Raw genomic sequence first — 22,020 nt, 5'->3', positions numbered from 1 at the left:
TGAATGCATGCAGGTCGGGTACAGGTGATCCGTATGATTTAGCTTAGATTAACGGAGGGCTTTGTAGTCTTCCCTCACCGGACTGAATATGTCGAAAATTTTGCAATCTGTCAGGGCTACACCGCCATGTTCGGCCATAGAAGGAATCACTGCCACCATACCTTTTGTATACACACGGGTCTCTCCTGCTATTGTCAGTTCAAACTCACCTTCCTCTACCTGTGTCACCTGTTCGTGTATATGCTTATGCAGGGGTAATACCGCCCCTTTGGTAACATCCCAGTAGCTCAGGGTCATGTTATCAGTATGGACGAATCTCGCCTGAAAACCGGGCAGGATCTCTCTGCGCTCAATATCATTTAAAATAAACACATTGGACATGTAGCTGCATTTTGTGCGGATAAAATTATATCAATTTGAATTAAGTAGCAGACATTGCTCATAATTACGGAAAATGTCCAGACAAAACGATTATTTCCTGACTTCTGTACAGAAACATTCTCTGTTTTGCTTACCTTGGCGGAAAAAATCCGATGGAACAGCTGAATAAACAAGAACTTGAGCTGCTGAGGATCTTGCAGAAGAATGCAAAATTCGACATAGGAGACCTTACAACGCGTTTAAATATGTCGCGGAGTGCCATCTATGACAAGATCAAGAAACTCGAAAATGAGGGCTATATAAAGGAATATGTAGCTATTGTGGATCCCAGGAAGGTCGGTCTGAACTTTTCTGTCATTATATCCGTCTCTTTAAACAGCCAGCGCCTGGATTATGTCCAGGAATTCTCCAGACAGGTCACTGCCCTGGAAGAGGTAGCTGACGCGTACGTAACCGGGGGCATATTTGACTATATACTGCGGGTCGTGGTAAAAGACCTGGACGCCTTTAATGAATTTATCACGACTAAACTGGCCGTCATTCCCAATGTCAGCAAAATCCAGAGTTCTTTTGTGATCACCAATATCAAGCAGGCTACTGCGCTTCATTTCTAATTACCATGTGCATGACCTACGATCTGTTCTTCCAGCGATTCAATGAAAAAGTGCCTTTAACCGAAGAAGAAACGGCGATCATAAAAGCCCATCTCATTCCCCGGAAAATAAAGAAAAAACAGTTCCTGCTGCATGAGGGAGAAGTATCCCGACAGATCGCTTTTGTAGAAAAAGGCGTGTTAAGGATGTACCTGCCGGAGGAGAATGGTCATCAGCGGATTACACAATTTGCAGTAGAAGGATGGACGATCGCAGACCTCTACAGTTTTCTCACCGGCGAACCCGCGACCCAGAGTATCGATGCACTGGAAGACACAGAGCTCCTGTTAATCAGCAAGCAATCACATGAGGCATTGTTACAGCAACTGGGCAAATATGAGACCTATATGCGCCTGGTTATCACCAACGCCTATATCGCTTTACAAAAGCGATTTACCTCTACTTTCAGACTTCCTTTAGAAGAGCAATATCAGCTTTTCGTGAGTACATATCCGCAGATTGTGAACAGAGTCCCGCAGCATATGATCGCTTCGTACATGGGCCTGACACCCGCTACACTGAGTAGATTAAGAAGAAGAATATTAACGAAGAAATAAGATTGTAAACGCTGTATTTCCCGCACTTATTATCCATTATTTTCATTATATTTACAGTACATTTTTAGCCCGTTACATCACCTCAGAAATAATCAATCAACCCTATATTTTATAACCTATATAAGAACACAATCACCCACATCATGAGAAAACTCTACCTGTCTGGCAGCATGCTATTTGCTGTCTGTTCGGTCTATGCCAATACCGAACCTGTCATTGAGGATGCCACGCTTGATAAGATGAAGACCCAACTCACGCGTAGCGAATACTTTATTCACTGGGAAAACAATACCGGTATTTATCAGAGTACCAACCGAAAGAATAGTCTGCTGGCTACTTATACTGGTCGGGAGATGAGTATTACTCCCCGGGAAGCGCAACAACAATGGTCGTTCGGATTGAGCGTGAAAGGCGTAACTGCGGATGGTCAGCCGCTCTATCAGCCTGCCGCACAAACTGCTGTTAAAATGAATGACGGCACAGTGCAATTCAATCATGACAATCATTATACCGTTGAATATGTTAACAATGAAGACGGTATCCGGCAGAACTTTATCATTCAGCAACCAGCAGTAAAGCCCCATACCCTCAGCGTACAGCTGCAGACATCCGAAGGCTGGCAGACGTTTCAACGTAGTGAAACCAGTCTGGATTTCCGTCGTAAACACCAACTCCTTTCCTATAATGACCTGAAAGTATGGGATGCAAAGGGCACTATTTTACCTGCTCATTTTTCCGTGCATGATAACCAGGTGGAAATAGAAGTAGATGTCAAAAAAGCGGTTTATCCTGTTACGATTGATCCTATTGTATTGAATGGAACACCGCAGAATGCCAATACATTTCTCCAGAGCAATCGTGTGAATGCGTTGATGGGCTTTCGGGTGTCTACGGCGGGAGATATCAACGGTGACACCTATGATGATGTCATGCTGCTGGCTCCTGCTTACGAGCTCCCACAGGGTGGATATAGTGCGGTATTCATCTATTATGGCAGCAAACCACGGGGAATTAATCCTAATGTCAAAACAACAATAGGCCCTAGAATAAACGCATCACAATATTTCGCGGGGATGGCCGGCGGAGGCGATCTGAACGCTGACGGCTTCGATGATATTATCACAAACGCTACAGACAGTCTGGGTGGTATAGCTATATACTATGGTACCGGCAATGGTCTTGACACTACAGCACAGATCCTGCGTGGTGATCCGGCTTATGGTTCACTAAATGGATATCTGGCCATTGCAAAAGACCTGAATGACGATGGAATAGATGATATCGTTGTGGGCAGTAGCGGCGTCTCACGCGGACAAACAGGGGAAGGAGTTGTGACAATTATCTATGGTAACGCCTGGGGTATCGAAAATAGTGCATGGACCTATATAGAAGGCAATCAGGCCGGATTAAATCTGGGGACCAGAGTGATGGGTGCCAATGACATCAATCATGATAGTTACAATGATATTGTAGTGGTAGCGGAAAATAAGGTTTTCACCTATTATGGTGGTCCGGATGGCGTTGCGCTAACACCGTCCAGTTCAATGACCGTAAATTCACCAGCTGATTTTCCCACCTCCTTTGCTATTGCAGCTGGCGGAGATGTTAACGGAGATGGTTATAGCGATGTTATTGTCGGCAACCAGCAATACTCCGTTGGCCAGCAATCATACAGAGGGGCTGTATTTGTGTATCATGGTAGTACCTCGGGGCTTAGCGCAACGCCCGCACAGATACTGCAACCGGATGTTGATTCCGCTGGATTTGGCATTGAGGTCGCATTTGCCGGTGATATCAATGCGGATGGGAAAAGCGATATTGTGGTAGGCGCCATGGGACAGAGCAACAACATCGACCAGGACGGTGAAGGATTTGCCTATGTATTTTATGGAACGTCTACCGGCGTTAACCCCGTTCCTGCATCCATCATACAATCTAATCAGAGGAATGCAGGCCTGGGATTTAGTGTGGCAGGTGCAGGTGATGTGAATGGCGATGGCTATAGCGATGTGCTGGTCAGCGCATTTCTGTATTCTAACGGTCAGCAATTAGAGGGCGCCGGATTTGTCTATCACGGCGGAGCCGGCCTTGCAGGATTACTGGCGGCAACACCTCCGGAGACAAGCGCTAAAATAGAGACTCCTCTGCCATCCAACGTAAAAGTATTCCCTAATCCCGTAGTCAACAATCTCTCCGTTCAGTTGCAGGGCTTAGATAGCAAAACAGCTACGTTCATTCAGATCATGAATATACAGGGTGTCACTGTGCAAACTATCAATGCGGGTAATATAGAAAGCTACCGGCAATCTATTGATATCAGCAGACTCTCCCCTGGTATCTACTTCATGATTATCCGGAATGGCAGTAAAGTATTCCACGAAAAGATCATTAAACAATAAATCAATGCCCCTGCATTATCTGTAATAACAGTGTTCATCAGTAATGCTGTTGTTGCAGATAATCAGTCACTTATATTACCACAGTCATCATCAGTCAACCCTATATTTTATAACCTTATATACGACACAATTACCTCACCATGAAAAGAATTTATCTGCTTGGCAGTATGCTGCTTGCTGTCTGCTCAGTACATGCAAACACCGACCCTGTCATTGAAAAAGGTACCCTCAATCAGATTGAAGCACAACTCGCCCGTAGCGAATATTTTATCCAGTGGCAAAGCAATGCCGGCATTTACCAGAGTAATAACCGTAAGAATAGTCTGCTGGCTACCTATACCGCGCAGGAAATGCGTATTACTCCCAGGAATACACCACAACAATGGTCATTCGGATTAAGCGTAAAAGGTGTGTCTGCGGATGGTCGTCCGCTGTACCAGCCTGCTGCACAGACTTCCGTTAAACTGAATGATGGTACCGTACAGTTCAACCATGATAACCATTATACCGTTGAATACGTCAACAATGACGAAGGTATCCGCCAGAACTTTATCATTCAGCAACCGGCTGTACCCGCACAAACACTCAGCGTACAGCTCCAGGCGTCTGAAGGATGGAAGACTGTTAAACGTAACGAAACCAGTCTGACGTTCACGAACAAACAGCAGGTGCTTTCTTATAATGATCTGAAGGTATGGGACGCTAACGGTACCATTTTATCTGCTCATTTTTCATTACAGGATAACCAGGTACAAATAGCAGTAGACGTTAGAAAAGCGGTCTATCCTATCACCATCGATCCTATTGTATTAAACGGAACTCCACAAAATGCCAACTCTTTTCTTCAGAATAATATTGCATTCTCATTGATGGGATTCGCAGTGGCCAGAGGAGGGCATACTAATAATGACATTTATGATGATGTTATATTGGCAGCACCGGGATACCAGCCTCCAAATGGCGGACAGGGTGCCGTATTCGTTTACTACGGCACCAATCGGGGTATTAACCCTGCCAGACCGACCCTGCTGCCGAACATTGTTGGAGAAGATGGCATTGTTGTGATAGCTGGCGGTGGTGATCTGAATGATGATGGTTTTGACGATGTAGTAACTGCTGCCCCTTTTGACAGTATCCTTAATGTGGGTGGTATTGCTGTATTTTATGGTTCCCCGACAGGTGTTGTCCCGATAGCGGAGATCATACCCGGTGGTTCTAACGAGGGCCGGTTCGTAGACGCTATTGCAATATCAGAAGATCTTGACGGAGATTTTATCGATGATATCATTGTAGGCTCTCCATATGCGTCAAAAGGACAAGCCAATGAAGGCCTGGTGACCATCATTCCTGGTGGCCCCTGGGGACCGGCATATACTGTATGGACTATCATCGAAGGTAATCAGGCTGCCATGAATCTCGGTCGGCAGGTAAAAGCTGCAGGAGATGTTAATGGTGATTCCTACAATGATATTGTCGTTACTGCTACTAATAAAGTATTCGTCTATTACGGCGGACCTTCCGGTGTTTCAACAACACCCGGCAGTACCATGAATGTGAGCCATCATCCAATATATGGCGCCCTATTTTCTATTGCAGCTGGCGGAGATATTAATGGCGACGGTCATACAGATATTATTATGGGTAAAAGTGATTATCTAAATGACCTCTCTTATAAGGGTGCCGTATTGGTATTTTACGGTAGTACCACAGGTTTCGATTCGATACCTGCACAGGTTCTCGGCGGGACCATTGATTCCCTTTCCTACGGGTCAGTTGTCGCATTTGCCGGAGATATCAATAACGATGGATTCAGTGATATTATAGTAGGTGAACCTGATGGAAGCAACGATCTCAACCAGGTAGACGAAGGTATGGCATATGTTTATTATGGCAGATCCAACGGTATCAATCCCGTACCGGCATCAACGATACAATCCAATCAGCGTAACGGCATACTTGGTTATAGCGTAGCGGGCGCTGGTGATGTAAACGGAGATGGCTATAGTGATGTGCTGATCGGCTCTATAGCATTTTCCAACGGACAAGCACTGGAAGGAGCCGGATTTGTTTATCATGGTGGCGCGGGTTCTGCAGGTTTGGTGGCTACAACAGCCAGGACGACCACCAGTAAGACAGCATCAGTCCTTACTCCCACTCCTTCCAATATAAATATATTCCCTAAGCAGGTAATCAACAGCGTATCTGTTCAGTTGAAGGAACTGGATAGCCAGGTGTCTACGGAAATACAGATCATGACTTTACAGGGGAAAATCGTACAAACTGTGAAAGCCGGTAGCGTAGCGAACTATCAGCAGTCGATCGATCTTAGCAAGCTGACTCCAGGCGCATACCTGCTCATTATCCGGAATGGCGAAAAAACCTTCTATGAGAAGATCGTTAAACAATAAATAATCAACCTATATAGCGTCCCTGCCCCTGCAGGGGTGCTTATAACCTAATATTATGAGAAAACTTTACTTTTTAGGCAGTCTGCTGCTGGCCGTCGGTACAGCATATGCCGGCACTGATCCTGTTATTGAAAAAGGCACGCAGGATCAGCTACAGGCCTATATCGCGCGCAGCGAATACTTTATCAACTGGCAAAGCAATACGGGTATCTACCAGAGTAACAATCGTCAGCATAGTCTGTTGGCGACTTACACTGCGCAGGAAATGCTTATTACGCCACGGAATGCGGCACAACAATGGTCGTTCGGATTAACTGTAAAAGGCATCACTGCGGATGGTCAGTCCTTGTACCAGCCTGCCGCGCAGACCTCTGTTAAGATGCATGATGGTACCGTCCGGTTCAATCATGATGACCATTATATCGTTGAATATGTCAATAACGACCAGGGTATCCGCCAGAACTTTATCATTCAGCAACCGGCAACAAAAGCACGTACACTCAGTGTGCAATTGCAGACGGCTGAAGGCTGGCAGACGTTCAAACGTAATGAGACCAGTCTGACCTTCCGTAACGGGCAGCAATTGCTTTCCTATAATGACCTGAAGGTATGGGATGCGAACGGCACGATCTTACCGGCACATTTCTCCGTGCAGGATAACCAGGTACAGATAGCAGTGGACGTTGAAAAGGCGGTTTACCCTATTACTATTGATCCTATTGTCCTGAATGGGACACCACAGAATGCCAATACGTTCTTACAAGGCAATCAGGTGGGGGCTATACTGGGAATGGAGGTAGCACGTGGTGGAAAACTCAATAACGATAATTATGACGACATTCTGCTGGGTGCACCGGGATATCAACATGCAAATGGTGGAAATGGTGCTGTATTTGTCTACTACGGCAGTATCCGCGGAATTGTCCCATTCACCTATACATTGCTCACCCCCAATACTCCTGGCGGACAATATGGCGTAGCGCTGGGTACTGGCGGAGATCTTAATGGTGATGGTTACGATGATGTTGTATTAAATGCAGATGACAGTACGCACCAGCAGGGTGGCATCGCAGTATACTATGGCTCGTCTTCCGGCGTCACGACCACTCCGGAGATTGTGTATGGCGATCCGAGCTATGGCACCTTGGGCATCTCTATCGCCATATCAAAAGATGTGACCGGGGATGCTTTTGATGATATCATTATTGGGTCTGGCTCGGCTTCACACGGACAAGCTAATGAAGGAACCATTACGATCATTCCGGGAAGCGACTGGGGTGTATCATTTACACCATGGATCGTCATTGAAGGTAACCAGGCCGGACTCCGTTTAGGAAGCCGTATCGTGGCTGCAGGAGATATCAATAATGACGGATACAATGATATTGCGGTTACAGCTACTCATCAGGTACTGACTTTTATGGGTGGTCCTGACGGCATGGCGACAACACCAACAAATACGCTAAACATAAATTTATCAGTTGAAGATGCCCTTGCAATCGCAGGAGGTGGGGATATTAATGGTGACGGTTATACCGATATCATTCTAGGCATTCCGTACTATTCTAATGATCAGAGCGGGGAAGGTGCAACATACATATACCATGGCGGTAGCACAGGTATCGGTGCAACACCGGCTACTATTCTGGAAGGGAACCAGGAAGGTGCAGGTTATGGCTTCGACATCGAATTTGCCGGAGATATTAATAATGATGGTTATGCGGATATCATCGTAGGATCACCCAACCAGGAAAATGGTAGTCAGGAACGCGAAGGAATGGCCTTCGTATATTATGGACGTGCCACCGGCATTAATCCCGTACCTGCATCCACCATACAATCCAACCAGTCGGGTGCTATACTGGGATATAGCGTATCCAGTGCAGGCGATGTAAATAACGACGGCAACAGCGACGTACTGATCGGCGCAATTGCCTTTTCGAACGGACAAGTCGCTGAAGGTGCCGCTTTTGTTTATCATGGGGGTGCTGGTTCGGCGGGCTTACTCACTGCCGATGCTCCGGTGACAGCCAGCAAAGCACCAATGCCATCAACAACCGTTGCAGCTGTGAAAGTATTCCCTAACCCGGTAGTGAATGATCTCTTTGTACAGCTACAGGGCTTAGATAGTCAGACGCCTACTTACATACAGATCATGAATGTACAGGGAGGTTTCGTGCAGACTGTTAAAGCCGGAAATGTAGTGAACTATCAGCAGTCAATTGACATCAGCAGACTGACAGCTGGCATATACTTTGTGGTGATTCAGAACGGTAGCAAAGTGTTCCGGGAGAAGATAATTAAGCAATAAGCTGACCTACATAATTATCCGGAGAAGAGACAATGGCCTTGCTGCAAAGCAGGGCCATTGCCATTGTAGCAACACACAACCAATCTCATCTGCTTTACCTGATATATGATTACGAGCGCCCTTCAGGAATAGCAGCAATAATGACCTTTCGTTGAAAATAGCCTATAGGCATGTGGATATTGCGAGCCGGTACAATTACCGCCGCAGCGAGTTCTTTTACATTTATGAAGACTACTATTCTTAATTATTAAAACCCTGAGTAAAAATGCGAAAACTTCTACTCCTCGCAACTGCACTACTGTGCAGTACACTGTCGTTTGCACAGGACTACTGGAGGCCACACACTGACGGCGCCAGAATTAGTACCGATAAAGCTGTTGCCCGTCTTGCTTTTCCCACTGAGTTTAAACTGTTTGATCTCAATTTTACACCTTTCAGAGATCAGGCATTCAGATCGGTCGGTAATAAGTCCGCCCACGCCACCATTATTTCTCTACCCAACGCCGATGGACAGATTGAACAATTCGAAATTACAGAAGCATCCAATTTCGAACCTGCCTTACAGGCCCAGTTCCCGGATATCAGAGCCTTTTCGGGAAAGGGTATTACTGACAAATATGCCACGTTAAAACTGAGCATATCTCCGCAGGGAATACAGACGACTGTATTCCGTACCGGAAAAGAGAATGAGTTTATCGAACCCTATTCTGCTGACCATACAGTATATACTGTATTCAAAAAAAGGGCGAATACTTTACCGTGGAAATGTTTTACACCTGAGCAACAACTGGCGACTGACATAGACAGTCGCGTACCTGATGTTGCAGGCCGCTCTACCGGTGATTCCAAAACTTTACGGCTGGCCCAGTCAGTAACTGCGGAATACTCCAATTACTTCGGCGCCACCAGTGCTTCACAGGTTGCCTTAGTACTGGCGGCTGTCAACGCTACGCTGACCCGTTGTAATGGTGTCTATGAAAAGGATCTCGCGATCCATCTTAATCTGGTAGCTGCCAGTACCAGTGTATTCTATTACAATCCTTCCACAGATCCCTATTCTTCTGCCAGTTCAGGAGCCGGTGGGGCCTGGAACAGCGAGTTACAGAATACCCTGAACTCGGTGATCGGTGCTGCCAACTATGATATCGGTCACCTGTTTGGTGCTTCCGGTGGTGGTGGTAACGCGGGTTGTATCGGTTGTATCTGTGTTGATAATTCAAAAGGAAGCGGCTTCACCTCTCCTGCAGATGCGATCCCACAGGGCGACAATTTCGATATTGACTATGTGGTACATGAAGTAGGTCACCAATTAGGTGCTAACCACACCTTCTCTATGAGCAATGAAGGTACAGGCGTGAACGTGGAACCTGGTTCGGGTATCACCATCATGGGATATGCCGGTATCACCAGTCAGGATCTGGCACCGCATTCAATAGATATTTTCCATGCGGCTTCCATTGCACAGATCCAGGCAAACCTGTCTGGCAAGAGTTGCCCTGTAACCACCGTTATATCGGGCAATAACGCTACTCCTGTGGTAAGCGCCGGTGGTAACTACACCATTCCGATCAGCACACCATTTGCGTTGACAGGTACAGCTACGGATGCCAATACAGCTGATGTGCTGACGTATGCCTGGGAGCAATATGACAATGCTTCTTCTTCACAAACAGGCTCCAGCAGTGTGGCTAGTCCGACCAAGGCTGCTGGTCCGAACTGGATCTCACTGCCTCCTGTTACAACCCCTACCCGGTATTTCCCTAAACTGTCCACCATTCTTGCCGGCAATTTAGTATCTGGTCCTTTAACCGGTGGTGATGCTGGCGCAAATACCGAAGCACTGAGCTCCGTATCCAGAACCCTGCGGTTCCGTCTAACGGTAAGGGATAATGCGCCTTATAGTTCGACAGCACCGGTAACGATCGGACAGACCAACTTCTCTGATATGACGGTGACTGTGAGCAATACCTCCGGACCGTTCTCTGTAACGGCTCCTAATACGGCTGTTTCCTGGGCGGGTAATTCTTCCCAGAACATCACCTGGAATGTGGCGAATACAACCGCTTCTCCTGTGAGCTGTGCGAATGTAAAGATCTCCATCTCTACGGATGGCGGTAATACATTCAGTACCTTAGTTGGCAGTACGCCGAATGATGGTAGTCAGGCGGTTATCATCCCTAACACACCCACAACCACAGCCAGAATAAAAGTGGAATCTGTTGGAAACATCTTCTTTGATATTTCCAATACCAACTTTACCATTGTATCCGGATCCTCCTGTACATCTCCGACAGGTCTGAGTGATTCTGCGGTTACCTCAACTGCTGCAACCATCACCTGGACAGCTGCAAGTGGCGCTGTATCGTATGATGTTGATTACAAGGCTGCTGCTGATACTACCTGGATCAATGCTGCGACAGGCATTACCGTTACAGGCGTTAACCTGACAGGCCTCCTGGCAGGACATACCTATGACTACAGGGTAAGATCACATTGTGCCAGCGATAGTAGTTCTTATGCTGTTGGTCAGTTAACGACTACGCCAAGTGCATCGTGTAGCGCACCTACCGGTTTAACCAGTGCATCAGTAACTACTACGGCAGCTGCTATCAGCTGGTCAGCGGTAAGCGGTGCATTGAGTTATGATGTTGATTACAAACCAGCTGCAAGTGCTACCTGGATCAATGTCCAAACCGGAACGACAGCAACATCTGCGAACCTGAGCGGATTGACAGCTACCACTACCTATGACTGGAGAGTGAGGACAAATTGTTCTGATGGTAATGGTGCTTATGCCAGTGCGCAGTTCACTACCCTGACGCCGCCTACCTGTGCGAACAACCTGGATACTGCCACCAACGGTACTACTGCCGGTGCAGCTACTATTCCATTCAATACGGATATTACGGGTCTTATCAGTCCGTCAGGCGATATTGACCATTACAAGTTCGTGATCACTACAGCGGGTACGATCACTATTACCCTGGGTACCTTACCAGGCGACTATGACCTGAAACTGCTGAACAGTGCCGGTACACAGCTGGCAATTTCACAGGCGGGTGGTACCAGCAGTGAAACGATCAGCAGAAATATGACGCCGGGTACTTATTATGCACAGGTCTATGGTTACAATGGCGCTAACAGTACTACTTCCTGTTATACACTGCGCGTACAGTTAGGTACTGCCAGCCGTAGTACGGATGTAGTGAACAGCGATGTGCCTAAAGTGGCTGTATTCCCGAACCCTGCTAATAATGTGGTGAACGTGAATCTGACCGGTTTCAAAGGAAGATCTTCCGTAATGATGTATGATGTCAATGGCCGTGTGGTATTACGCCGTGAAATGAATCCGGTGAACACGCAGCTGGATATTTCTACATTACCGACAGGTGTTTATATCCTGAAGATCAGAAATGGTGCGAAAGAAGTGAATATGACGAAGATCATCAAGCAATAATTTTGATAATAAATAGATAAGAAATAGCCGGTGCCTGTCCAGGTACCGGCTTTTTTTATGGGCTGCTGACATAGGGTTGTCACTCGCCCCTTTTTACTTTGTGTCATTCTAAACAAAATCAACAGACATGACGCTTTCATCAGTCCGCATCATTACCGATGATATTAAACGCTTGGTAAATTTTTATGAGATCGCTTTGGGAGCGAAGTTTACCTGGTTTACCGACGATTTTGCTGAATTAAAGACTTCCCGTGCCGCATTGGCGATCGGCAGTACGCGTACATTGGCTTTTTTTGGCGAAACACCCATAGCTGTTCCTGCCAATAACCGCTCCGTTATCATTGAATTTCAGGTAGATAATGTAGATGAGCAATATCCGGCGGTAGCCGATATCGCAGGGAAAGATGTGGTACAGGTACCTACTACGATGCCCTGGGGCAATCGTTCTTTATTGTTCAGGGATCCGGACGGGAATCTGGTGAACCTCTTCACACCAGTGACGCAGGATGCGCAAAAAAGGTTCGAGTAAACTAATTTAAAAGAAGCTGTTTCAAAAGTATTGAGCAGCTTCTTTTTATTCGGACACCTGATAGAATCAGGTAGTCATTTAAACTATTCTGAAGACGTTCATTTGTTTTTGATACATCCTCTTTTTTATTTATCAGAGCGGCCTGATGGTTCGCTTTTTATACTTGTGGGACAAAATAAAGAACGGGATACTTGCCGAAGTGACTACTACGCCGGAGCCTATTAACCACTGATAGGTGGCGGGCTTGATGCTGTTTGTCTCTGCACTGGCGATGGCGGTCACGAGACCGAGTAATGTCAATGGCACTCCGACGCCGATGGATACCCAGCCCAGGGCTTTATAGGATCGCTGTGTTTTCCAGTCTTCACTGGTTTTATCATATACAGGACGCATCCTGTAAGGGGGCGGTGTTCTTTCTTTCATGATGCTGTCTACGGTATGCAGACCGCGAAGTGAAAAGGCGTATGCTACCCCGACGCCGACATGGCTGGCGGCGAATCCGCCTTTATTCCAGCGTTCATAGTTGGCCGACAGCGAGATATGTTTTGTGATATATGAACCGATGGTCAGTCCGTAGGTCGTTGACCCGCTTTGATAGAAAGTATGGTTATCTGCGAAGTAGGTGAATCCGAACTGTGGTTCTGCGAATAATGATCTATACCGGAATTGTGCGCCTATTTTAACGGGGATCGCTGTAAATCCACCGCTGGTATTTGTTGCCGATGCTTTTGGATGGTATCGCATAGCGCCTGTCTGGAGTGAAAATCCGTAGGTCTTATTCAGTCGTAACAGGTATTTTACGGCTCCTCCGATCCCATAATTGTAGCCGGGGTCTTTTACATCGAAGAAGGTGGCGCTGCCTTCTCTGAAATCTCCCAGGGGCATGGCATATTGGGCGCCAACGGAGAGTTCTGATGTTGGAAATGATCTCTGGTCCTGGGCGTACAATACAGGTGTAAGCAGGGATAACAAAATTGATAGAAAATATATTCTTTTCATCTTGTGCCTTATTATTTTGAGGCAGATTAAAGTTAACCTTTTACCTGATAATGCTTATTGATAATGTTTGCCCATGGTATCTTTCTGGTGTTTCCAGAGTTCCTGAAAGATAGGACTATGCTCCTTCAGGTGCTCAAAAGTGCCTTCGCCGACAATTTTCCCCTGTTGGAGTATATATACATAATCGAAGTGTGTCAGCAGATGCAGGCGGTGGATCGATGAGATCACTGCTTTATCTGCAAAAGCTTTGAACAACTTGGTATAGATCATGACCTCTGTCTTTGGATCTACACTGCTGGTTGGTTCGTCGAGCAGTACCACCTCACTTTCCCGGGCGGCGAGGATCCCACGGGCGAGGGCGAGGCGTTGTTTTTGTCCGCCGGAAAGGTTCACCCCTTTTTCCCGGATATCAGACTCCAGTCCGAGTGGGAGTTGACTGATGACATCCGTAAAATGAGCCCCTTCACATACTTCTTCAATATCTGCTTCGCTGAAAGGCAATCCAAGCGTGACATTATAAGCGATGGTATTCTCAAAGATCTCCGGTTCCTGCGGGAAGAGGGTGACGGTCTCATTGAGTGTATCCATGTCATATGATTTTCCATCGACTGATAACTCCATTCCTGGCTGCGGGTCATACAATCCTCTCAGCAATGACAGCAGGGTACTTTTACCGCTGCCGCTCTCTCCTATTAAGGCGATACGTTTACCACGGGGTATTTGAATATTCAGTCCGTGCAGGCTTTGCGGTGCGTGTTCTGCGTATTGCTCACGGTGAGAAAAGTTCAGGTCTTTTATACTGATCATTTCCCAGGTCTCCGGCAGATCGGTAGGCGCATCCGGACGATGTTGCTTTTTAAATGCGTCGTCAATATTAGTCGCCGTCTGTACGTAGGTATTGTATTGGGTGATATCAGTATACTGCCAGGCAAAGTCATAAAATACGCTGGTAAACTGGTTGACGTATCCCAGCAAGGTGACGAGTCCGGCGATATAAAACACCTGTCCGGGCTGCCAGTATTGTATAATATACCCCACAGCCACCACACAATAGATCACCGTGATCAATACATCTGCTACAAACCACTTCCATTCATTGATACGGATATTCTTTTTAAACGGTGGTACGATCTGGTGTACTTTCCCCAGGAGGCCGGTTTCCATGCTCTTTTCGAGTCGCAGGGTAATGACCGTCATGATATTGGAAAGGCTGTCGAACAAGGTCGAGGATACCACGTGTTCCTTTTCATTCACCTCATCCAGTGTACGGATAAAAGGCTTATCAAATTTAAAGATCACCCAGATCGTGATGATACCAAGCGCTACACCGATGCTACCAAACAAGGGGGAAAAGTAGACGATGGCTGCTACTGAAAAAATGAGTTTACCTACTGCCCGCAGATACATAAAGCCGTGATCGAAAAAAGTCTTCAATGCTTCGTATGCTTTACGGATACGATTGATGGTAGCGCCACTGTGATGATCCTGGTGCCATTTTACCGGCAGGTGCAGTACCTGGTGATAGCGTTCCTGCAGGAAGTTACGGCTGAGATTAAAGGCCAGTTCCCTTTCCATGACACGGGCGGGACCGTGAAAGGCCCATTCCAGCAACTTCAGGGCAAAATAACTGCCTGCATACAGGAATGCGTAATGCAGCACCTGCTGTGTATCCTGTTGGATCTTATTAATAAACCATCCCAGTAATACGGGGTACAAAGCATTGATGATGGCGGAAACAACGAACATGGCATATACCAATACATACCTTTTCCGTTCTTTTCGCGCATAAAGCCAGGCTGTCCGCAACAGGGATATATATGGGTTGGCCATAGTATTCGGTGGTTTGTAAGGTGCAAAGATATAAAAACATCCGGACGCGGTTGTCCGGATGTTCTTCCTTTCCCGGGTCAGAAAAACGGGACCAGCTTCTCTTCCAGCGTTCCCTGATCATCTATCGCCTGGATGTGCAATTTTGCACTCGGAAAGTCAGGATTAGGGATCAGGGTACGGTAGCTCCATACGTTGTTGTTATTATTAGCCTGACCGGACTCCAGTATATTGCCGTCCACGGAGATGATATTGACGAATACACTGGCGGTATTTCTGATGACCATGTAGATGACGTCATTGATAGCGCCTCTGTAGTAGTCTGTAATGACGAAGCGGATATTGGCGTGTACAGATGCCAGTAATTGTTTATTTCTCATGATAATTTAGCTTAATAGTGAGATAAAGAGCGTCCGCTCTATGCGGACGCCCGATGATTGTTTTAACTTAGGAGACAACTACTTCTTTCTCTGTGACGTTGCCAGGCAAGTCTGTTGCGGTGACTACGATGCGAGTCCCGGGTAATGTCGCGTTGGCGACGGTTGCCGTGTAAGTCCAGATTCGTTTGTCAGTTGCACCGATAATGGCAGCACCCTGTTCTAATACAGTTCCCGTCGGTGAGGAGATGGTTACTGTTACGGATTTAGGTGTGATGACATCTCTGGCGGAGATCTCTATCGTATCTCCGATCGCTCCTTTATAAGTGGTTAGATCTACACTACCAATGACTGGTGCTTTCGCTGCATCTTTGAAGGCAGCGTTATAGGCAGTCTGACCACCTTTCGCGGCCTTCTGATACAGCGCCTTCACCACAGGGTCTTTCATGGCGCTCTGCGCATATAAAGATGCTATAATGAATTGTTCGCGTACCTCCTGTTGTTCATCAGTTGGTGGTACCGTGTTCGGACCACGTTTAACAGCTACGACTGTCTTACCTTTTCTTACACGGAAGTTCATCTTTTTACCAACTGTACCGGATACACCGGTGATGAATATATTGTCTTTTACGTATGCCATTGTGAATCAGTTTTTGTGATTAAAAAATGTTGTTTAACCACAATCATGATCACCAGGTTAGACAAGAGGCGCCCCTCTCCTGTCTTAGACGCAGACCCGTTGTTCACGATTGCTGAAACAATATTAGGCCGATTATTTCAACAATTTCCGGCAATGTGCATGGGACGCAAAAACGTGTGCACAGGACGCAAAAACGCGGGCATGTAAAATTTTAAAAGACTTCAAAATTGCTAAGGAGTGCTTCTTTTAGTTCTCTGCTGATGGGTAGTGGATCACCGGTTTTCATAATGACCTCAGTGTCGATATACCTGATATGTTGCAGGCAGACGATATGGTTCTTGTGTATGCGAAAAAAAAGATCAGGGGGAAGGCTCTTTTCAAATCGCCGGAGGCTGGTTCTTACTGTAAATTTTCGCTTATCAATAAGCGTGACCAAAACATACTTGTCTTTAACACTGACAAATGCGATTTCTTCGTTTTCTATTTTTTCACGGGTTGTATCCTTAACAAGGAGTAATAGCGGCTTATACATAAGATTTGTCGGATTGAGTTAGGTAATATGGAATAGAAGCTATTGGAGATGGAAGACTTTCTAAGTCGAAGGACAGGAAGGAGACTAAGTCGAAGTCGAAGGGAGGATGGAGCAGACAGGAGATATTGAGCAATTGAGGAGTTGGCGATGGTTTTTACTTCGGTAGTTAAAGGGTTTGCGTAATACATAACTGTATTTTTTGTGGGTTAATTATATGTCCGGGATCCGGACGGGTTAAGACTCAATGTACAATTTTAAAGAAAATAGTAACCTCTAAATCATTTCGCTGCGAAATTCACGAAAAAAAATTCATTTGATAATTCTTATCCTACGTTGATCTTACGTTCATGAACGTAGGATTAACGTAGGATAAGAATTATCAAATGAATATCTGAAACGACTATAGTGGAGGATGTGTTGAGATAGCATAAATGTATTTTTATATTAATGTCCCAGGAAGTCTTTAATAGCGCTATGATAAACACTGCTACCAGGCCGTTTTTTATATGCTGCCTTTAATACAGGATCGTGTACAATGCGCTTTGCATATTTCACCGCTTCAGCGAACCTCGATTTCTCCTGTAGCTGGGCTGTGGAAGGGACTACATTACTCATGTCCGGGTACCTGGTAATGAATGTGCGTCCCTTTCTGCTCTTTAGGCTGAATTGCTTGCCAGTTGAGTTTTTACTAACCTTATACCCAGTTAGTAGTGGGTTGTTTGTTTTTGCCATAATGATGTTTTTATGGTAAAAATAGATAAATGATGTATGCGGGTTTTACGTAATTATTGTGTGTAAATTTTCTTCTACAATATTTAAATGCACAAATGATGCAGGTGGTTGTTTGTATTGTATAACCGTATTGGTTAGGGTGTTTTATCCTGGGTGTTTTGGGATGTGTTTTTTAAAGAGCATGGATTTTTTTATTTTGAAAAAAGGTTTAATTTAAAAGAAGAAGGATGTTGTGAATAAGTGTTGAAGATATTAGTTGCCCAGATGGCGGAACTGGTAGACGCGCTGCACTTAGAATGCAGTGCCCCCGTGGTGTGCAGGTTCGAATCCTGTTCTGGGCACCACAAACAGAAAATCCGCTCTAGTAGCGGATTTTCTGTTTTATGTATATTCCTGGGTCATCTATAATCTATTCATTATCAAAATACAATGGGTTCGATACGAAGGCTCAAGTTGGCTTCTTGTGTTCTACGCCTTACTTTTCGTATATGCTAACTAAAACTGGATCAAGTTGAAAACTTGGGGGATTGTCATTAGGCATATAGTTTAAATGGCGATGCTGTCAAACAACTATTAGCACGTAGCAGATATCTGTTGTTCAAACAGCCAAGACTGTGGCCAGAGAGCAACAGCAACGGACCGAGCTACTCTTTACCAGGTGTCCCGTTATACAAAAGGCTTATCAACTGTCGTTAGGGCTGGGAGATGTATTCAGAATATGCACCAGCAAAGAACAGGCTTTTAAAAGGCTTGCACTATGGCACAACGAGGTAGATGCCTCTGGTATACAGAGTAATACAGCCTCCCAAATATAGATTCGCATTTACATGTTCTTACTCTATTCTCCTATATACTCATTAATACAATTAAGGCATAACCTTGGCTTGAGGTTATAAGATTCCTTGTTAGTCCAAACAATGGTATTTTTAAATTGGACAGATAATTTATTTGTTAGATTAGTAACGATTATGTCCTTTTCAATGACGAATACATAAGCTTCGCCGATTTTTATCTTCTGATTCAATTTATTATTAATTTTTCTTACTCTGTCAGATATTATTACACTAGTATCATTTGTATTAAATGATGATACCACGCCGATAAGTATACATTCCTTTAATTTCTTTTTCCATATTACCGTAGCCGATAATGTGTCGTGTACCTGACATTTAGCGTTACAACAAACACTACCTAGAATAAATAAGAGTATAGTTATGCTCTTCATTATTTATTTCTTTCAAGATTATTAAGTAATTTTTCTTTTCCGTTACTTATAATATATATCTTATTGTCTTTAATCTTCAAATCGAAATTGCTTGTTTGTTTAGCTCTGGGATCTATTAAAATCGCTTTATCGTGGGCATCGTAAAAGTTTGAACTTTCAGCTTCACTATCAGTACCTATTGCAGAGTGAGTGTTAGGATGCTCTGTAGCACCTATATACGCTTCCAAAACCTCATGCAGCACTCCAACTCCAGGTTCAGATTTAGTAATGTCCTCTATAATTGCAAATTGGTCAGGATTTATTTCTTGTCTGGCCAATATTACCCCATCCTTGTTGCCTCCTGCAAAAGACCCACTTCCCAAAAATGCTCCTCCTGTAATAGCTATACCTTCACTTGTATAATTGTTTGACGAAGCATTTACATCCACGATAGCATATTTATCGTTAATCGCCGTCTGAAGCTTTTTATCTGCATCAGTTTTTGCATTTCCACCAGCGACAATTACTTTTCCAGCTTTATCTTGAGATAATTTTAAATTAGTAGACTGCTGTAGCTGCTCAAATGCCTTCTTTGACTGATTACCGCGGATTATGACATCGGTAGGAGTCATGCCGTCCGGATCAATGAAACGTAAAGGATTATCAAAAGAATAGTTATATACCGAGTGTCTTCGCATTTTTTCTGAAAGTGGATCCACAACACTCCACCTCCCGATTTGAGGGTCGTACATTCTAGCTCCATAATCATACCAATCCAGACCTGAACTATCATTAAACTCCCTATGCTGTAACAACTCCTTCCCATTATATTTAACGCGGTTCTCTGCATAATTCGTTCCTTTCAATGCATTAGCGGATATTCCCGCCATCGTCAATCCGTACAAATAATAATGCGTCTCCTCTAACAACGGCCCACTAATTGCTGCCACCGTAACATTATCAAAGAAAACATCCTGCTGACTCTCATTGCTTGTATAAACATACAAAAAAACCACTCTTTTCCACGGCCATTTTCCCGCCGCCAAGTTCCTGCAGTTCGTCCGGACTTGCTTTTACCTGATTTACGCCACTATTACCCTCTACTAATTTGAAATCATCATCGAATAAAACAAAGTTCAAATATGTCTTTGGTCGATCAGTCGGCCCATTGTCCTTGTTTTTCTCCTTCAAACGTTGATAGTTGCTATTATAAAAATCCGCATTAAAAGGCGTATTGTTAGAGACAACTTGACCAGCGTGTGAACCATTTTCACCTACGCCACCACCAAAAGCCTGTACCAATCCAGCGATTATATCCTCTACCGGGGCTTTTGCTTTGTTATCAGCGGGGCCCTCTGACTTATAGAACGCTTTTGCACCGATCTTCACTGTGTCCCCTGCCATTACACGTAGCACCAATGAAGGGCCGATCTTCTTCCCTCCTGCCTTTGCATTCAACTTAGCAACAAACTTGTTTTTTTCAGTAGTCTGATCACAACTTATCATAACCAAGATTACGTTGTTTTCTCTGATTGGAAAGTCCAAGTGACGGACTTTCCAATCAGAGAAAACAACGTAATACTATAAAGACTAAACTTGGTTTTGAAAGAAATATTATAACTATCGACTAAAATATAACCCTTTAAGATCCTTTGTATAATGGACATCATAAATTTCTTTACGTGGTTCCAGGCACATAGACGTTTGTTCATCGAGCATAAAACACGGAACATCGAGATAGTTAGTCGGTGCATTAGGATAATGTCGGGTCGAAATAAGCCTAAGGTTATATGACTTGTGCTTCATTATCTTGACACCTTGTAATTGGGTACATTTCTTTGATATTATTTTATATCTATATCCACTATTACGTGCATAAATGACATACCATGAATTAATAGAATCAATTTTATATATCTTATAAACAGCGCTTGTATCCTCGAATTGTGCATAAGAAGGCGCCCCAGTAATAGGCGATTTAGACAAAGAGCAGGACACCATGAGTAACGTGAAAATAATTGATATATATTTCATCTGTATGTTTTATTGTTTATTTAATTGTAAAATGGGCGCCGAGTAACCAGTTGGTAACACTAACTTAAATATGGACGTTGCGTGTTCTGGAGATCCTGGAAGAGCCAAATTACCATTGACATCTAAATGAATTCTGCAATATTAAATGGTTGTTTAGATGCCCTTTGGTGTGCTTTATTGTAAATGGACCCAGTACCCGGAGCAGATACGCCCGAGCGCTGAGATATTTTGGCTCCTTCATAGGCTTCAGTGACTTCATGTAATGCATATTGCCCTACGGTATTTGCTTCATGGTCTGCCGCACCTAGAATATTTGGATTGACGTCTTGAAAGGCATCGACTTTATTCTTACCATCTATTTTATCCGATAATACCTTATTACCCCCAAAAGCTCCACCTACAAATATTTTGTTATCAGACGTAATAACTCCATCAGTCACATTTACATTTACAGTAATTGAAGGATCCAACGTAGCATCGAATAGTTGTTGAGCACCTTTACTTAAAGTGGCGTCATCATTATATTTTTCTGCAATTAATTGGTTTGTTTGCTCATTGTACGTAAGTTGAAGTTGACCAGCTACTGCATCCTGTAGTTGATTCACATAGGCCTGGTTAAGTACTGCATCGCCAATAACTAACTTCTTAAGTATCAATTCCCATCGGTTCGATTCTTTACCGCTACCGGGCACAAAAGCGGCAAGGTCGGAGATATCTCCGACCTTGCCGCTTTTTAAGGTGGTCAAGATCCTTTCTGGGCCTGCTTATCAGGGATCAGGTTAAAAACCTGGGGGACTCCCTATTACAAAATAATTGGTTTCATCTTATTGATTAATATCTGAGCTATTATCTGGTGTCGCGAAATTTCTCAATTAGAAAATTAATTTTTGCGGATTTGCAAAAACACGCTTCGATATTTTTTTCAATAATTCATATACATCATCCGAACTAAACCCTCCAATAAAAGAATGATCATAATA

Annotated in this window: 18 protein-coding genes and 1 tRNA gene; 9 read left to right on the top strand and 10 right to left on the bottom strand. The window is 44.5% G+C overall.

What is annotated here, in order from left to right; genetic code table 11:
• Nucleotides 1–48: 48 nt before the first annotated feature.
• On the bottom strand, nt 49–381 hold the full coding sequence (locus tag BMZ72_RS06165) for a cupin domain-containing protein (RefSeq protein ID WP_089806269.1): 333 nt from the start codon (nt 379–381) through the stop codon (nt 49–51).
• Between the two features lie 152 nt (nt 382–533).
• On the opposite strand from BMZ72_RS06165, the gene BMZ72_RS06160 reads away from it, so the two are divergent.
• From BMZ72_RS06160 to BMZ72_RS06130, 7 genes are all read left to right on the top strand, one after another.
• The gene (locus tag BMZ72_RS06160) at nt 534–995 is read left to right on the top strand and encodes an Lrp/AsnC family transcriptional regulator (protein ID WP_089806267.1); all 462 of its coding nucleotides are present in this window, start codon (nt 534–536) and stop codon (nt 993–995) included.
• 11 nt (nt 996–1,006) lie between these two features.
• A complete protein-coding gene (locus BMZ72_RS06155) occupies nt 1,007–1,591 on the top strand; it encodes a Crp/Fnr family transcriptional regulator (RefSeq protein WP_089806264.1) in 585 nt (194 codons plus the stop codon).
• A gap of 143 nt (nt 1,592–1,734) precedes the next feature.
• Complete coding sequence (locus BMZ72_RS06150) at nt 1,735–3,990, top strand: FG-GAP-like repeat-containing protein (protein ID WP_089806262.1); 2,256 nt, start codon at nt 1,735–1,737, stop codon at nt 3,988–3,990.
• Nucleotides 3,991–4,130: 140 nt separating this feature from the next.
• Nucleotides 4,131–6,398 (top strand): FG-GAP-like repeat-containing protein, encoded by a 2,268-nt coding sequence (locus BMZ72_RS06145; protein ID WP_089806260.1) that lies wholly within the window; start codon nt 4,131–4,133, stop codon nt 6,396–6,398.
• A gap of 55 nt (nt 6,399–6,453) precedes the next feature.
• The gene (locus BMZ72_RS06140) at nt 6,454–8,709 is read left to right on the top strand and encodes an FG-GAP-like repeat-containing protein (protein ID WP_089806258.1); all 2,256 of its coding nucleotides are present in this window, start codon (nt 6,454–6,456) and stop codon (nt 8,707–8,709) included.
• A gap of 265 nt (nt 8,710–8,974) precedes the next feature.
• A complete protein-coding gene (locus BMZ72_RS06135) occupies nt 8,975–12,166 on the top strand; it encodes a reprolysin-like metallopeptidase (RefSeq protein WP_089806255.1) in 3,192 nt (1,063 codons plus the stop codon).
• Nucleotides 12,167–12,293: 127 nt separating this feature from the next.
• Complete coding sequence (locus tag BMZ72_RS06130) at nt 12,294–12,695, top strand: VOC family protein (protein ID WP_089806253.1); 402 nt, start codon at nt 12,294–12,296, stop codon at nt 12,693–12,695.
• A 132-nt stretch (nt 12,696–12,827) separates the two neighbouring features.
• On the opposite strand, the gene BMZ72_RS06125 is transcribed toward BMZ72_RS06130, so the two are convergent.
• From BMZ72_RS06125 to BMZ72_RS06100, 6 genes are all read right to left on the bottom strand, one after another.
• Nucleotides 12,828–13,694: a porin family protein gene (locus BMZ72_RS06125; RefSeq protein WP_143087620.1), complete on the bottom strand. Its 867-nt coding sequence runs from the start codon at nt 13,692–13,694 to the stop codon at nt 12,828–12,830.
• Nucleotides 13,695–13,748: 54 nt separating this feature from the next.
• Nucleotides 13,749–15,524 (bottom strand): ABC transporter ATP-binding protein, encoded by a 1,776-nt coding sequence (locus BMZ72_RS06120; protein WP_089806249.1) that lies wholly within the window; start codon nt 15,522–15,524, stop codon nt 13,749–13,751.
• A 77-nt stretch (nt 15,525–15,601) separates the two neighbouring features.
• Nucleotides 15,602–15,901 carry a hypothetical protein gene (locus BMZ72_RS06115; protein ID WP_089806247.1) on the bottom strand — a complete coding sequence of 100 codons (300 nt, stop codon included), beginning with the start codon at nt 15,899–15,901 and terminating at the stop codon, nt 15,602–15,604.
• A gap of 67 nt (nt 15,902–15,968) precedes the next feature.
• Nucleotides 15,969–16,538 (bottom strand): hypothetical protein, encoded by a 570-nt coding sequence (locus BMZ72_RS06110; RefSeq protein WP_089806245.1) that lies wholly within the window; start codon nt 16,536–16,538, stop codon nt 15,969–15,971.
• A gap of 211 nt (nt 16,539–16,749) precedes the next feature.
• Complete coding sequence (locus BMZ72_RS37150) at nt 16,750–17,070, bottom strand: LytR/AlgR family response regulator transcription factor (protein WP_089806242.1); 321 nt, start codon at nt 17,068–17,070, stop codon at nt 16,750–16,752.
• A 444-nt stretch (nt 17,071–17,514) separates the two neighbouring features.
• Nucleotides 17,515–17,802, bottom strand: a complete 288-nt coding sequence (locus BMZ72_RS06100) for a hypothetical protein (protein ID WP_089806240.1) — start codon at nt 17,800–17,802, stop codon at nt 17,515–17,517.
• Nucleotides 17,803–18,060: 258 nt separating this feature from the next.
• Between BMZ72_RS06100 and BMZ72_RS06095 the strand changes: the two genes are divergently transcribed.
• A tRNA-Leu gene (locus BMZ72_RS06095) sits at nt 18,061–18,146 on the top strand.
• A 270-nt stretch (nt 18,147–18,416) separates the two neighbouring features.
• Nucleotides 18,417–18,617, top strand: coding sequence for a transposase (locus tag BMZ72_RS37145; RefSeq protein WP_177222689.1), 201 nt, complete (start codon nt 18,417–18,419; stop codon nt 18,615–18,617).
• 409 nt (nt 18,618–19,026) lie between these two features.
• On the opposite strand, the gene BMZ72_RS36785 is transcribed toward BMZ72_RS37145, so the two are convergent.
• The 3 genes from BMZ72_RS36785 to BMZ72_RS06075 all read right to left on the bottom strand — a co-directional run bounded on the left by BMZ72_RS36785 (nt 19,027) and on the right by BMZ72_RS06075 (nt 21,786).
• Nucleotides 19,027–20,013, bottom strand: a complete 987-nt coding sequence (locus tag BMZ72_RS36785) for an RHS repeat domain-containing protein (RefSeq protein WP_255373126.1) — start codon at nt 20,011–20,013, stop codon at nt 19,027–19,029.
• Nucleotides 19,991–20,512, bottom strand: a complete 522-nt coding sequence (locus BMZ72_RS36930) for a hypothetical protein (RefSeq protein WP_143087619.1) — start codon at nt 20,510–20,512, stop codon at nt 19,991–19,993. The genes BMZ72_RS36785 and BMZ72_RS36930 overlap by 23 nt, the downstream gene beginning before the upstream one ends.
• A gap of 650 nt (nt 20,513–21,162) precedes the next feature.
• Nucleotides 21,163–21,786, bottom strand: a complete 624-nt coding sequence (locus BMZ72_RS06075; RefSeq protein WP_089806234.1) for a hypothetical protein — start codon at nt 21,784–21,786, stop codon at nt 21,163–21,165.
• Between the last annotated feature and the right edge of the window lie 234 nt (nt 21,787–22,020).

Origin of the sequence: Chitinophaga sp. YR627 (assembly GCF_900114995.1) — a bacterium.
Lineage (GTDB): Bacteria > Bacteroidota > Bacteroidia > Chitinophagales > Chitinophagaceae > Chitinophaga.
The sequence above is the reverse complement of the archived record's forward strand: the minus strand, read 5'-3'. Positions and strand labels throughout refer to the sequence as shown.